Genomic DNA, 13,759 nt, shown 5'->3' on the forward strand with positions numbered 1-13,759 from the left:
GCCACCCGTAACAGCGACCGTCCGCGAATCGCTTCCGCGATCGCGCCACTTTCCCAAGACATAGGCGGGCCTTGCTCCCCCTTTCCCCCCCGGACCTTGGACAGCGCCTCGCAGAATGCCTTTTTCAAGGCGGAAAATCAAACACTGATCCCGTTCGCGCCGGCGCTACATATGTTTCAACTTGTGACTGCGACTCCACTGGCGACCGCCGCGGCGCGGCGCTTTGGACTTCATGGCGACGGCCTCATCTTTCTGTTTCCCGACGGATTTCTTCTCCGGCGGAGCGGCAATCCTGACCGAGGATTGCGACAGCCGCCACCGGGTGGAATCGTCGAGATAGCGGATCTGATCGGCGTCGAGACCGGCCAGCATCTCGGCGATGTAGGGCGACGGCCCGGCGGCCTTGCGGCGCTCGCCGGCGAAGCTCAGCACCAGCCAGCGCCGGGCGCGGGTGGCCGCCACGTACATCAGCCGGCGCTCCTCTTCCAGATCGGGAGAGGATTCGTGGGGCATCAGGTCGTTCTCGCATCCAGCCACCACCACCGCCGCCCATTCCAGGCCCTTGGCGGCGTGGATGGTGGACAAGGTGACGGCGTCGCCGCCGGTTTCGGCCCGGCGCAACGACCGGCGCTGCTCTTCCATCAGGGCGACGAAGCCGGCCAGGCCGTCGCATTCGGCGGCCAGATCGGCGGCGGTGAAGCAGAGATCGCGCCACTGCACCCCTTCCTCTCCCGGCGGCCGCGCCGTCGACGACACCAGCCGTCCCACCTGGCGGCACAGGGCCGGCCAGGGCTGGCCGATGTCGATCCTGTCGGGTGCCTGTTCCAGCAACCTGTCGACCCGCTTGCCATGGCCCAGCATGGCGCGGGCGTCCATGTCGCGCGGGTCCAGCAGCAGCCGGATCAGCCCCGCGGTCAGCCGCACCGGCGCCAGTTGCCAGAATTCGCCGGCGCCGCGCACCACCAGCGGAATTCCGGCGTCGGCCAGGGCGATCTGAATGCGCGACCCCACATGGCCGGCGCGGTAGAGCACCGCCATCTCGCGCCAGGGAATGCCGCTGCCGGCCAGGCCGCGCACCACGCGAAGCACGTAGGCGGCCTCGTCCTGATCATCGGCCAGCCCGGCCACCGTCACCGCCACCCGGGACGCGCTGTTGGCGTCCTGTCCCTTGATATGGCGGCGGCGGTTGCCGCCGATCAGCGCCGCCGCCGCCCGGACGATGGTGGCGGTGGAACGGTAGTTGCGCGACAGTCGGAACAACGCCGCATCGGGCCAGGAGGTCTCGAAATCCAGGATGTAGGCGGGGTCGGCCGACCGCCAGGCGTAAAGGCACTGATCGTCGTCACCCACCGCCCACAGCCGGGCGCCCTGGCCGCGAAGCAGGCGCAGCATGCGTTCCTGCGCCGGATTGATGTCTTGGTATTCGTCGATCAGCAGGTGGTCGAAGAAGCCGGCGATACGCTCGCCATAGGCCGGATCGGCCTCCATGGCCGTCACCAGCGCCATGATCAGGTCGCCGAAGTCGAAGCCGCCCTCCTCGGCCAGCGCCGCCTGATAGGCCGCGTATTTCTGCGCCGCCTCCAGCAGGTCGGCATCGTTCCTGATCCGGGCCTCGGCCAGCGCCGCCGCCGGGTCCATCAACCGGTCCTTGTAGGCGCCGAAGACGTCCATGGGCCGGCGGGACTCGTCGGACAGGTACAGGCGATGCCGCGCGATCAGCCGGCCGCTGTCGCGGTCGTCGAAGATGCGAAAGCGCGGACAGCCCGCCGGCGGATGACGCATCAGCAGCCGCGCCGCCATGCCGTGCAGGGTGCCGATGGGAAGGCGGCGCAGACGGTCCGGATCGAAGCCGTCGAGACCGTCCAGCCGCGCCTGGATGCGCAACCGCATCTCCTCGGCGGCACGGGCCGAGAAGGTGGAGACGAACAGCCGCGGCGCCGCCTCGCCCCGGTTCAGCAGATGCAGGTAGCGGCCGACCAGCGTGGTGGTCTTGCCGGTGCCCGGCCCGGCCAGGACCAGCACCGAGGCCGCCGAGGCCTGGGCGGCAGCACGCTGCTCGGAATCGAGGGGAATATGGGCCGGATCGGAAACCGGAGCCGCCGCCTGTGCTGAATTCATGGCCGATACAGTAGACGGGCGCCCCTCCGGACACAACATCTGCCGAAGCGGTCCGTCCCCTACCCCTTCAGCACCCGGCCGGCGACAGCGTCGAGCCGACCCACCACCGCCGGGTCGCGGACCTCGCCATGGGTGATGACGGCGTTGTCGAGAGCGGTATGGCAACCCTTGGCGCACGGCCCCTCGCGCCCCGCCACGCCGGGCGCCACCGCCTTGACCAGGGCGCGGGCGCGATCGGCATTGGCCAGCAGCACCTTGACGATGGCGTCCACCGTCACCGCGTCGTGATCGGGATGCCAGCAATCGTAATCGGTGACCATGGCGACGCTGGCGTAGCACATCTCGGCCTCGCGGGCCAATTTGGCCTCGGGCATGTTGGTCATGCCAATAACGTCGCAGCCCCACTGGCGATAGAGGTTGCTTTCGGCCTGGGTCGAGAATTGCGGCCCTTCCATCACCAGATAGGTGCCGCCGCGCACCGCGACGATGCCGGCCGCCCTGGCCGCCGCCTCGACCATGTCGCCCAGGCGGCCGCACACCGGATGCGCCATGCTGACATGGGCGACCAGCCCGGTCTCGAAGAAGCTCTTGGTGCGGGCGAAGGTCCGGTCGATGAACTGGTCGACGATGACGAAGGTGCCGGGCGGCAATTCCTCCTTCAGCGACCCCACCGCCGACACCGACAGGATCTCGGTGACGCCGGCCCGCTTCATCGCGTCGATATTGGCGCGGAAGTTCAGCTCGGACGGCGGAATGCGGTGGCCGCGGCCGTGACGGGGCAGGAACACCAGCTTCTGGCCGTCAAGCTCGCCGAACAGGAACTCGTCCGAGGTCGGGCCGAACGGGCTGTCGATCCGGCGCCATTGCGTGTTGGTCAAGCCGTCGATGTCGTAGACGCCGCTGCCGCCGATGATGCCGAGCACGGGTGTGGAATGTCCATCCGCCATGAAACCGCCCTTTCCGCAGGAAGAGTATTGCGGAACGGTGTTAGGGCAAAACCCGGCTGGATGCAATCACCCCATCTTCATGCCGGCGCGGGGATCGTAGCCGTGGCGCGGCCCCCATTTCTCCACCATCTTCCTGAACTCGGCATCGTTTTCGGGCAGGATCACCCGCAGCGTCACCAGTTGGTCGCCCCTGGCGCCGCCCTCGCCGGCCATGCCCTTGCCCTTCAGCCGCAGCACCGTACCGGTGTTGGACCCGGGCGGCACCGTCAGCGTCACCTTGCCGTCGATGGTGGGAACGGTGATCTTGCCTCCCAGGACCGCTTCCTGCACCGAGACGGGAATGTCGATCAGCAGGTCCAGGTCGCGGCGGGTGAACAGCGAAACCCCATCCACCCGAAGGTCGATATAGGCGTCCCCCGCCCCGCCGGCGCCGGACTGGCCTTGACCCTTCAGCCGCAGGGTCTGGCCGTCGGTCGAACCCGGAGGAATGCGCACCTCGACCGTACGGCCGGGCGCCAGGGTGACGCGCCGCGTCGCGCCGATCAGCGCCTCTCCCGGACCGATGGTCAGGGTGTGACGGATATCGGCGCCCCGAACGGCCTTGCCCGAGGCCTGGGCGCGGCCCTTGTCGCGGCGGCGCAGCAATTCGGCCAGGATGTCGTCCACATTGCCGCCGAACGGCGAGCCGCCGGCGCGGCGTCCCTCGCCCGGCTGCGCCCGCCACGGCCGGCGGCGGACGGCGCCGCTGGCGTCGATCTCGCCGGAATCGAACCTGGCCCGGCGGTCCGGATCGGACAGGAAGTCGTAGGCGGCCGAGATTTCCTTGAAGCGGTCCTCGGCCCGCTTGTCGCCGGGATTGAGGTCGGGATGCAGCTCGCGCGCCAGCACCCGGTACGCCTTCTTGATCTCGTCGTCACTGGCGTTCCGGGCCACGCCCAGAACCTGATAGGGATCCTTCACCGCACCCGCCTTCCCGCTAAATCCGGCCCGCTCTCCGGCATCACACTATCTGGCGGATGCGGTGTCGAGCAAGGCCAGCAATCCGGCCAGGATCTGCCGGGGGCTGGGCGGGCAGCCGGGAATGTGCAGATCCACCGGCACCACCTCGTGGACGCCGCCCATCACGGCGTAGGAGCCCTTGAAGCAGCCGCCGTCCAGGGCGCATTCGCCCATGGCCACAACCCAGCGCGGCTGGGGCGTCGCCTCGACGGTGCGCCGCAGCGCCTCCGCCATGTTGCGGCTGACCGGGCCGGTGACCAGCAGCACGTCGGCGTGACGCGGGCTGGCGACGAAGCGGATGCCGAACCGTTCCAGGTCGTAGACCGGGCCGTTGACGGCGTGAATTTCCAGCTCGCAGCCATTGCACGAGCCGGCGTCGATCTCGCGGATGGCCAGCGAGCGCCCCAGGCGGTTCCGCGTCCGCTCGGCCAGGGCGCGGGCCAGTTCATCGACGCCGTCGGGGTCGGCGGGCGGCGCGTCCCGCAGGGTGTGCGGTCCCTTGATCAGATGGCGGAACAAGATCTTGCCGATCGGGGGAATCATAGGTCGTGCCCCGAATAGGAACAATTGAACGACTTGTTGCACAGCGGGAAGTCGGCGACGATGTTGCCCTCGATGGCGGCTTCCAGCAGCGGCCACTGGAACCACGACGGGTCGTGGGCGTGGGCGCGCAGCACATGGCCGTCCTCGGCCATCCGAACCCATGACAGCACCTCGCCGCGAAAGCTTTCCACCATGGCCATGCCCTCGCCCGCCACGCGGGGCAGCGGCCGGCGCACCGCGCCGTCCGGCATCTCCAGCAAGATGAGGCCGAGCAGGCGTAGGCTTTCGCGCACCTCGTCGAAGCGAACCATCAGACGGGCGTTGACGTCGCCGTCAGTATAGACCGGCACCGCCAGATCCATCTGGTCGTAGGGGACTTGGCCGGGGGCCTTGCGGCTGTCGTGGCCGCGGCCCGACGCCCGCCCGACGAAGCCGCCGGCGGCGAAGCGGTGGACCAGGGAGGTGGCGACAACCCCGGTGCCCAGCGTGCGGTCCGACAGCGACGGCGTGTTCTCGTAGATCAGGAAGGCGCGCTCGAAATCCCTGCGGAAGTGGGGCAGCAGGTGCCGCAACGTTTCGGCGCCGTCCCCGGTCAGGTCGGCGGCGACGCCGCCCGGCTCCACCCGGTCCATCAGCAGGCGATGGCCGAACATGGCGTGATTGGCGCGCAAGACCGTCTCGCGCAGCACGCCCATGTGCGACAGCATGATGGCGAAGGCGGCGTCGTTGCACACCGCGCCGATATCGAAGACGTGGTTGGCGACGCGCTCCAGCTCGGCCATCAGCGCCCGCAGCCAGAGGGCGCGCGGGGGAGGCTCGCAGCCCACCGCCGCCTCGACCGCCCGCGAGAACGCCAGGGCATGGGCCACCGTGGCGTCGCCCGACACCCGTCCGGCCACCCGAAGGGCCTGATCCAGCGGCCGGCCGGACAGCAGGCCGGAAATGCCCTTGTGGACATAGCCCAGCCGTTCCTCCAGCCGCACCACCGCCTCGCCCTGGCAGTGAAAGCGGAAATGCCCCGGCTCGATGACGCCGGCATGGACGGGTCCCACCGGAATCTGATGCAGGCCGTCGCCCTCGGCCTTGAGGAAGTCGTAGGCGTGGGGGACTTCCGCCGCCGGTTTCGGATTGGACGCCAGCGGCAGGCGGGACGGCCAGCGGCCGTGGTCCAGCCACGGGCGGCGATCCTCCAGCCCCATCGGCGCCAGCCCCCACAGATCGTGAATGGCCCGTTCCAGCCGGATCGCCGCCGGACGCGCCCGGCTCAACGACGGGAACCAGAACTCGGGACAGGGATGCGAGGCCACGGCGACCTCGCCGCTGTCGTCGTCGCGAAGCGCGACGTGAACCTCGTCCGGTTCGCCCCACATGGCCATCACCGACCACTCGGCCATGGCCATCTGCGCCACCATGGCCCGCCAGGCGCGCAGGTCGAGACGAAACCGCGGAAACGGCCGGTGCCCGGGCACCGGCTGGCCCGAGGACAGGAAGTCCAGCAAGGTGACGTGTCCCATCATCCCAGTATCCCCGCCACCGCCTGGAACCACTCCACCAGTTCCCTCGGCAGGTAAAGGCCGGCGACCAGCACCAGCAGCATGTGAACCCATAACGGCGTCAACGCCAGGATGCTCGACAGCGTCGAGGCGCGGGCATGGGCGTGGACCGGCTTCGTCGGCTCGCCGAACGCCATCATCTGCAAGCGGCTGGCCAGGGCGCCGAACGCCAGCAGCAATCCCAGCACCAGCGGAATCGCCAGCAGCGGCTGGCGGGCGAAGGTGGAACTGACCACCAGGAACTCGCTCATGAAGACGCCCATGGGCGGCATGCCGGCAATGGCGAGAACCGCCAGGACGAACCCCCAGCCCAGCACCGGATGGGACGAGGTCAGGCCGCGGATGTCGGCGATGCGCTTGGTTCCCGCGTTCTGGCTGATGATGCCGACCGCGAAGAAGATGGCCGACTTGGTCAGCGAATGCATGGTCATGTGCATCAGGCCGGCGAAATTGGCGAGCGCGCCGCCCATGCCGAAGGCGAAGGTGATCACCCCCATGTGCTCGATCGATGAATAGGCGAACAGCCGCTTGATGTCGCCGCGCCGGTACAGCATGAACGCCGCCAGGAACAGGCTCGACAGCCCCATCATCACCAGCAGCGGCCCCGGCGTCAGGGCGTTCTCGTTGGCGCTGATCAGCATCTTGAACCGCAGCAGGGCGTACAGCGCCACGTTGAGCAGCAGCCCCGACAGCACCGCCGAGATCGGCGTCGGCCCCTCGGCATGGGCATCGGGCAGCCAGGAATGCAGCGGCGCCAGACCGACCTTGGTGCCGTAGCCCACCAGCACGAACACGAAGGCCAGATTCATCAGATCGGGCTGAAAGGCGTGGGCCTGCTTGATCATCATGGTCCAGGCCATGGCCTCGGCGCCGTCGCCCATGACCGGCTGCGCCGCCAGATAGACCAAGGTGGTGCCGAACAGCGCCAGCCCGATGCCGACCGAGCACAAGATGAAATACTTCCACGCCGCCTCGATGGCTTCCCTGGTGCGGTACAGGCTGACCATCAGAACCGTGGTCAGCGTCGCCGATTCCACCGCCACCCACATGACGCCGGTGTTGTTGGCGGTCAGCGCCAGCAGCATGGTGAACAGGAAGGCCTGGTACATGGAATGGTAGAAGCGCAGATGCAGTTCGGACAGACGCTCGGACGCGGTTTCGCGGGCGATGTAGGCGGCCGAGAAGACGGCGGTGGTCATGCCGACGAAGGTGGTCAGCAGGACCAGATAGATGTTGAAGTCGTCGATGAACAGCAGCTTGTTGGGCGGCGGCCGCAACCGCAGCAGCAGCAGCGAGGCGCCGAAGGTGATGGCCGACGCCGCCACGTTGACCCAGGTCGCCACCCGCCAGTCCCGCAGCACCGCCAGGAAGCCGGCGGCGCCCAGCGGCACCCCCAGTATCCACAGCAGCGGGTTGTCGGCACCGGGCAGCGATGACAGATATCCGATCATTGCCGGTCGCCCCGCCAGGTTTCCAGGTCATGCAGATCCAAGGTGTCGAACCGTTCGCGAATCCGGAAGAAGAAGATGCCGAACAGGGTCATGGCCACCAGCACCGAGAAGGCGATGGAGATTTCCACCACCAGGGGCATGCCCTTGGCCGACACCGCAGCCAGGATCAGGCCGTTCTCCAGCGCCATGAAGCCGACCACCTGCGACACCGCGTTGCGCCTTGTGATCATCATCAGCAGGCCCAGCAGCACCACGCTCATGGCCAGGGCCAGGCTTTCCCGGGTCAGGGCGGCGGCGTTGGCGGTGACCGGCAGCACCAGAAGGATGGACAGCGCCACCAACCCCACCCCGGCCATCATGGTCCAGCCGATGGACATGGCGGTTTCCACCGAACGCTGGATACCCAGCTTCTCGACCAGCCAGTGCAGCGCGAAGGGAACGATCATCGCCTTGAACACCAGGGCGATGACGGCGGTGACGTAAAGGTGGGGGGCGTCCTGGATGTGGGCCTGCCACGCCGCCGCCGCCGCCAGCGCCACCGCCTGGAAGGCAAAGGTGTTGAGCACCGCGAACAGCCGGCGCTGGTACAGAAGCTGGAAACCGGCCATCAGCACGGTGGCGCCGATCAGATGCGCCAGTTCGTAGGAAATCTGGCTGATGGCCATCACACCGCCTCCGACACGTAGAGGAAGATGGTGGCAAGCAGGCCCAGCAGCAGGGCGCCCCCCAGGAAATCGGCGTAGCGGAACACCCGCATCTTGGCGATCATGGTCTCGAACACCGCCAGCGCGGTGGCCAGGACGAAGCACTTGGCGAGAAAGCCGCCCAGCCCCAGGGCGAGGCCGGCCGTGCCGGCTCCCGGCGTCGCGATACCCCACGGCGCGAAGATGCCGCCGATCAGCGCCATGAACAAGGTCAGGCGCACCATGCCCGCGCCCTCCATCAGGGCCAGATGGCGGCCGGAATATTCCAGCACCATGGCCTCGTGCACCATGGTCAGTTCCAGATGGGTGGCGGGATTGTCGATGGGAATGCGGCCGTTCTCGGCGATGGCGACCATGACCAGCGCCGCCAGGGCGAGGCCCATGGACACCTCGATGCCGATGCCGCCGCCCAGGATGAAGCCGATGATATGGGCCGGCGAGGTGGTGCCCGAGATCAGCGACAGCGAAAAGCTGACCATCAGCATGGCCGGCTCGGCCAGCGAGGCGATCATCATCTCGCGCGACGCGCCCAGGCCGCCGAACGAGGTTCCGACATCCATGCCGGCCAGCGCCGTCCAGAACCGCGCCACCGCCAGCAGGGCCACCAGGGCGATCAGATCGGCGGCCGGCGCCAGGACGATGTCGGTGGTGAAGGTGGGAATGATGGCGGCGGCCAGCCACACCGCCGCGAAGGTGACATAGGGGGCGGCGCGGAACACCCACGACGCCGAATGGGCCACCACGGCTTCCTTCTGCAACAGGCGGTAGATGTCGCGATAGGGTTGCAGCGGCGAGGCGCCGATGCGGCCGTTCAGCCGCGACTTCACCAGCCGCACCCAGCCGGTGATCAGCGGCGCCAGCGCCACCACCAGGAAAATCTGGGCGATCTGAGAGAGAAGGGAGTTCATTTCTGCTGCCTCACCGCCACCACCAGCAGCATGAACACCAAGGTGGCGAACATCATCAGCAGATAGCGCCGCACCGTCAGGAACTGCATGCGGTTGACCCGGTCGGCGATGAAATCCACCACCCGGCCGATGCCGAGATAGAGGTAGACCCAGATGGGATCGATCAGCCGGACCTTCAGGCTGGCCGGGGCCATGTCGCCGGGCTCGGGCATCCGGACGGTCTCGCGCGCTCCGAACAACGACGAGCAGAACACCCGGCGCAGCGGCTGGGCGAAGCTCTGGCCGGTGTACTGGCTTTCGGGAATGTCCTCCGGGTGGCCGCAATCCCAGGCATCGGCGCGGCGCACCCGGGTGGTGCCGAAACCGTGGACCAGCAGGATGGTGACCGCGAACAGGCCAAGGCCGACCATCACCAGCACGGTGCCGGAATAAGAGCCCCTGGTCGAACTGACCGGCGACAGCCACGGCCAGCCCAGATCGGACGACACCGCGAAGTGAACCCCGGTCAGCGGAAACACCACCCCGGACAGGGCGTCGGTCACCGTCACCGGCATGGCGCCCAGGACGATGCACAGCGCCGCCAGCGCCGCCATGGGCAGCCGCATGGAATAGGGCAACTGGTGCGCCTCGGCGGCCTCCCTCGACCGCGGCCGCCCCAGGAAGGCGATGCCAAACGCCCGCACGAAGCACGCCGCCGCCAGCGCCGCCGCCAGCGCCAGCATGGCGCCCACCACCGGCACTCCGAATTTCATGGCCCAATGAGGCAGGCTCGGCCCCTTGAACAGCGACTGGAAGATCAGCCATTCCGACACGAACCCGTTGAGCGGCGGCAGCGCCGCGATCGCCGCCGCGCCGACCAGGGTGGCGGCGCCGGTCCACGGCATGCGCTTCAGCAAGCCGCCCAGCCGGCCGAGGTCACGGTGGCCGGTGGCGGTGATCACCGCGCCGGCCGACAGGAACAGCAGGGTCTTGAAGATGGAGTGGTTGACGATGTGATAAAGCCCCGCCACCAGCGCCAGCGCCGCCAGCATGTTCTCGCCGCTGCCCTTGAAGGCGATGGCGAGGCCAAGGCCGATCATCACCACCCCGATATTCTCGACGGTGGAATAGGCCAGCAGCGTCTTGAGGTCGTCCTGCAACACGGCGTACAACACGCCCAGCACGGCGGTGACGCCGCCGATCACCATGATCGCCGGCCCCCAGCCCCACGGCACCTGGCCGTGCAGGTCGAACAATATCCGGATCAGGCCGTAGAGGGCGACCTTGGTCATCACCCCGCTCATCAGCGCCGAGACGTGGCTGGGCGCCGCCGGATGGGCCAGCGGCAGCCAGGCGTGCAGCGGCACCAGCCCGGCCTTGGACCCGGCCCCCAGCAGCGCCAGCGCCACCACCAGGAACCCGGCCGTCGAATCCAGCGTCGCCTTGCGCATGGCGGGGAAGGAATAGCCGCCCTCCGCCCCGGCCAGCAGGCCGAAGCAGGTCAGCAGGCAGAACGTGCCGAATGTCGCCATCATCAGATAGATCATGGCCGCCGAGCGGTTCTCGGGCTTCTTGTGATCGGCCAGCACCAGCAGCCAGGACGCCAGCGACATGAATTCCCACGACACCAGGAACATGAAGGCGTCGTCGGCGATCAGCACCGCGTTCATGCCGAACAGGAACAGGGGAAAGAACGGGGTGACCCGCCGGGGTTCGGGCAGATGCGAGCAATAGCCGATCCCGTAGAACGACGCCGCCGCGGTGGACAGGTTGACCACCACCATGAACAGGGCCGACAGGTTGTCGAGGCGGAAATGGGCCTGCATCCACGGCAGGCCGATGGGCAGCACCACCTCGGGACCGGTTCCGGGCGTGGTTCCCAGATGCTTCAGCCCGCCGGCCAGCAGCACCAGCGAGGCGAGGCCGCAGCAGAAATAGACCACGCGATGCCGCCACATCTCGCCCCCGGCCAGCACGCCAAGCAGGGCGAGCGCCAGAAGAGCCGACAGGGCGGACGCGATCAGCATGGACCGGGCCGCCTCGACATCCGTTGCTCAGGAATCACCGGAACCTCCCGTTGAGGCCGGGAAGCATACCACTTATCGCGATTCGCGCAAGATTGACGGCGAGATGTTGTTGCCGCACCCAACCAGAAGGTTACAGGCCGCGCTCGAAATCGGCCGGGGCGCGCAGATAGGCGTTGAAGATGTCCGGCAGTTTCTTGCGCAGGTCGGCGTCGGGGTCGTCGGGGTCCAGCTTGGCGACCTTGATCTTCTCGCAGAATATCTTGACCAGCTTCTTGTTGCCGGGCACGCCGAAGATCTCGGCGAACTTGTCCTCGCCCAGCCTCTCGCTGCCGACCTCCAGGATGATCGGGATCTGCGAGAACTGGAGGAAACGGACGAACTGGTTGATGGCCTCGCCCGACAGGATGTGCAGGTGCGACGCCATCTGCTCCAGATCCTTGGCGTTCTGGACCTCCATGGCCTCCAGCCGGTCGGTGTCGACGCACATTTCCCAGAACTTCTCGCCCATCTTGTCGTAGACGGTGCCGTGCAGGTAGTCGTAGCGCTCCTTGCCCAGGAAGGCGACACCCTTGGCCGCCAGCGGCTGGGTGTCCAGCATCTCGCGCATCATGTCGTCGGACAGGATGCGCTTGGCCTGATCCATGGAATGGCGACCGATGTCGGCCAGGGCGGCGATGCCCTCGGGGGTGCGCAAGGTGGTGACGCCGCGCCCCATCTCGCGGATCAGCTTGACCGGCAATTCGGCGAAATAGGGGATCAACGGCACCTGCCAGTCGTAATCCAGGTAATCGCTGATGGCGTTGTAGAAGATGTCGGCCTGGGTGGGCGACGGCTTGGGAACCTCCATGTCCCCCCACTTGCCCGACACCAGGGCGGTGATCTTCTCCAGCAGGGTCCTCGGTTCCGACTTGGCCGTCTTGGCAGCCAGTTGGGCCTCGGCGTCGGGCGGAGCGAAGCGCTTGGTGGCATAGGCCTTGGCCCCGGACCGCACCACCATGCTGATGATCTGGTCAAGGCTGCGCTCGCAACGCAGCGGCTTGTCGTCCTCGGCCACCGGATTGCCGACGGCATCCACCAGGAATTCGGCGAACAGCTCGCGCTTGGTCCGCACCAGTTGCATGCAGGCGTAAAGCAGCTCGGGCGTCGCCAGAACCGAGGCGTAGGGATTGGGAAACGCCGCCAGGGCGGGAATCAGCTTGGTCACCTTGTCGGTGACCGGCCCCTTGATGGTGGTGATGATTTCCCTGCGGAACGCGGCATCCCTGTCGACAGGCTTCGCCCCCTTGTCCGCCGGCTTTACCGCCTTGCTGGCCATGCCCTTCCTTTCCCCTTCTTCTTGTCCGTCAGTCGCCGAGCACGGTGGTCGGAAGCTGGTTCATCTTGGCCAGCAGGTATTCCAGGTCGTCGTTCTCGAAATCGACGCCAAGATCGCCGTACTGGGTCAGAATCCGCTCGATCATGCGGCGCGAGAAGCGTTCGCGATCATTGGGCTTGCCGTCGTATTCCATCTCGTAGGACACGTCGATGGCGGCGCGCATGGCGGCATAGAACGCCTTGGGCAGACTGGCCTTCTCGAACAGCGCCTCGAAGCCGCGCTTGCCGGCGTCGTGGATCAGGGTGCGGCAATTCTCGACCTTGATGCGGGCCAGCTTGGCCAGGGCCACTTCCAGGAAAGTCATGTCGCCCATGCAGACGGCGCGCAGCATGATGGAGGGCGTCAGGCGGCCGACGCGATAGAGATGATCGACCAGGGCGGCGACGTCGCTGTCGGAGCTGGACAGGCCGAGCACGGCCAGTTCGCGCGCCTGGATCATCATGGCGGCGGCGGCCTCCGGCGTCATGTCCGGGCGGGCCATCAGGTGCTGGCGCAGATTTTCCGAGACCTTGGTCATCAGCCGTTCGGCCACCGAGATCGGCAGGGCCTTGCGCTCGACCAGCGACTTGCCGACCACCTCGCTCTCGCCGTAGCGGTCGGCGACGTTCAGTAAGGTCTTCTCGGTAAGCTCGGCGCCCTCGTTGGAGACCAAGGTGGCCACCGCCGCCTCGTTCCCGGTTTCCACCAGGGCGTCGGCCAGTCCGGCGGAGACCGAGTGGCGGGACGCCACCGCCACCTGCTTTTCCGGTCCCTGGCTCTGGACGATCTCGATCAGGTCCTCGTCGGTCAGGACCTCCGAGAACTGGAGCATGGGCAGCGACACGTCCTCGACGTCGCGGGCCAACGCCAGGGCCACGTCGTGGGGAACCGTCGGATTCTCCTTCAACTGGCGGGCCAGGGCTTCGCGCACCCTGACCTCGGCATCCTTCACCATCAGGCGGAAGATATCCTCGGCCAGCTTGCGTTCGCCCGCGCTCAACCCCTGATGCTGCGAGGCGATCTTGTCGGCGATCTCGGTGCGCGTGTCCCCGGTCGGATTGGAGAGCAGGCGCTTGACGTCTTCCTCGTTGAGCTTTTCTTCCACGGCGGTTCTCTCAACCATTCGGCCGGACTATACATGCCTTTCCCCCTGGTGAACAGGCGGGAGACCGGGGC

General features: G+C 67.5%; 11 protein-coding genes. All 11 read right to left on the reverse strand.

The genetic code is table 11. The features are described 5' to 3' along the window. Positions 1–165: 165 nt before the first annotated feature. The 11 genes from MTBSS4_RS13000 to MTBSS4_RS13050 all read right to left on the reverse strand — a co-directional run bounded on the left by MTBSS4_RS13000 (position 166) and on the right by MTBSS4_RS13050 (position 13,688). On the reverse strand, positions 166–2,118 hold the full coding sequence (locus MTBSS4_RS13000) for an ATP-dependent helicase (RefSeq protein ID WP_173983830.1): 1,953 nt from the start codon (positions 2,116–2,118) through the stop codon (positions 166–168). Positions 2,119–2,177: 59 nt separating this feature from the next. Beyond that, positions 2,178–3,065 (reverse strand): S-methyl-5'-thioadenosine phosphorylase, encoded by an 888-nt coding sequence (locus MTBSS4_RS13005; RefSeq protein WP_173983831.1) that lies wholly within the window; start codon positions 3,063–3,065, stop codon positions 2,178–2,180. 66 nt (positions 3,066–3,131) lie between these two features. Then, positions 3,132–4,025, reverse strand: a complete 894-nt coding sequence (locus MTBSS4_RS13010) for a DnaJ C-terminal domain-containing protein (RefSeq protein WP_173983832.1) — start codon at positions 4,023–4,025, stop codon at positions 3,132–3,134. A gap of 45 nt (positions 4,026–4,070) precedes the next feature. Beyond that, positions 4,071–4,607 (reverse strand): NADH-quinone oxidoreductase subunit B family protein, encoded by a 537-nt coding sequence (locus MTBSS4_RS13015; RefSeq protein ID WP_173983833.1) that lies wholly within the window; start codon positions 4,605–4,607, stop codon positions 4,071–4,073. Beyond that, on the reverse strand, positions 4,604–6,124 hold the full coding sequence (locus MTBSS4_RS13020) for a nickel-dependent hydrogenase large subunit (protein WP_368667783.1): 1,521 nt from the start codon (positions 6,122–6,124) through the stop codon (positions 4,604–4,606). Before MTBSS4_RS13020 ends, MTBSS4_RS13015 begins: the two co-directional genes overlap by 4 nt. Further along, the gene (locus MTBSS4_RS13025) at positions 6,121–7,611 is read right to left on the reverse strand and encodes a hydrogenase 4 subunit F (RefSeq protein WP_173983834.1); all 1,491 of its coding nucleotides are present in this window, start codon (positions 7,609–7,611) and stop codon (positions 6,121–6,123) included. The genes MTBSS4_RS13020 and MTBSS4_RS13025 overlap by 4 nt, the downstream gene beginning before the upstream one ends. Continuing rightward, positions 7,608–8,276 (reverse strand): hydrogenase-4 component E, encoded by a 669-nt coding sequence (locus MTBSS4_RS13030; protein WP_173983835.1) that lies wholly within the window; start codon positions 8,274–8,276, stop codon positions 7,608–7,610. Before MTBSS4_RS13030 ends, MTBSS4_RS13025 begins: the two co-directional genes overlap by 4 nt. Next, on the reverse strand, positions 8,276–9,223 hold the full coding sequence (locus MTBSS4_RS13035; protein ID WP_173983836.1) for a respiratory chain complex I subunit 1 family protein: 948 nt from the start codon (positions 9,221–9,223) through the stop codon (positions 8,276–8,278). The genes MTBSS4_RS13030 and MTBSS4_RS13035 overlap by 1 nt, the downstream gene beginning before the upstream one ends. Next, positions 9,220–11,229 (reverse strand): hydrogenase 4 subunit B, encoded by a 2,010-nt coding sequence (gene hyfB / locus MTBSS4_RS13040; protein WP_173983837.1) that lies wholly within the window; start codon positions 11,227–11,229, stop codon positions 9,220–9,222. Before hyfB ends, MTBSS4_RS13035 begins: the two co-directional genes overlap by 4 nt. A 130-nt stretch (positions 11,230–11,359) precedes the next feature. Beyond that, complete coding sequence (locus tag MTBSS4_RS13045) at positions 11,360–12,544, reverse strand: hypothetical protein (RefSeq protein WP_173983838.1); 1,185 nt, start codon at positions 12,542–12,544, stop codon at positions 11,360–11,362. A 28-nt stretch (positions 12,545–12,572) separates the two neighbouring features. After that, positions 12,573–13,688: a DUF2336 domain-containing protein gene (locus MTBSS4_RS13050; RefSeq protein ID WP_173983839.1), complete on the reverse strand. Its 1,116-nt coding sequence runs from the start codon at positions 13,686–13,688 to the stop codon at positions 12,573–12,575. Positions 13,689–13,759: the final 71 nt, after the last annotated feature.

This window comes from Magnetospirillum sp. SS-4 (genome assembly GCF_902729425.1).
GTDB lineage: Bacteria > Pseudomonadota > Alphaproteobacteria > Rhodospirillales > Magnetospirillaceae > Phaeospirillum.